Annotated in this window: 1 protein-coding gene; it reads right to left on the minus strand. The window is 71.6% G+C overall.

Features of this window, described 5'->3' with window-relative positions; translation table 11 throughout:
• Positions 1 to 53: 53 nt before the first annotated feature.
• The coding region (locus AAE045_RS23680) for a hypothetical protein (protein ID WP_455549753.1) at positions 54 to 645 on the minus strand (592 nt) is incomplete at its 5' end.

Genomic DNA, 645 nt, shown 5'->3' on the forward strand with positions numbered 1-645 from the left:
GGCGCGCCGCCACGGCGCGCAGGGCATCGCAGCGATCCGCTCGCTGTGGCCGGCTACAGCGTGATCCAGAAGCAGCCGTACTGACGCCGCAGGCCGAACACGGTCCGGGCCGGGGTGGCGGTGCTGCCCAGTGTCTGTTCGATGCGCAGGCCGATGGGGCGGGGGCGCGAAGGCGCCGATTCAGGACCTGCAGCGGCAAGCGCCGGGTCCACCACCACCGGCGCGCTTTCGGGGTAGACCGGGGCGATGTCGACCAGGGGGCGCTGCACCACCGATTCCAGCCGCCCGATGATGTGGTCCGCGGTGGCGTTGGAGACGTTGCTCCACAGGTAGATCGAGGACAACCGGTTCACGTCCTGCGCGCTGACCGCGTCGCGGATCTGGCCGGTCAGCTCGCTGAGTCGGCGCGCGCAGCCGGCGCGATAGATGCCGGTATTGCCCACGCTCGCGGTGCGCGGGGGCAAGCGCGACGTAGCACCCACTGCGTCGCAGCGGCGGTCGGTGAAGACGGTTTCGCCCTGCGCGTTGGTACAGCGGTTCACGCGCTGCGGCGCCTGCGCCAGGACGGGCGGCGAGGGCAGGCACAGCGCACACAGCAGGAGCCACACGAGCGGTTTCATCGCAGCAGCGTAGCGGCGCCGGCGT

The sequence above is a fragment of the Dryocola clanedunensis genome, assembly GCF_038405435.1.
In the GTDB taxonomy this organism is placed as follows: domain Bacteria; phylum Pseudomonadota; class Gammaproteobacteria; order Enterobacterales; family Enterobacteriaceae; genus Dryocola; species Dryocola clanedunensis_A.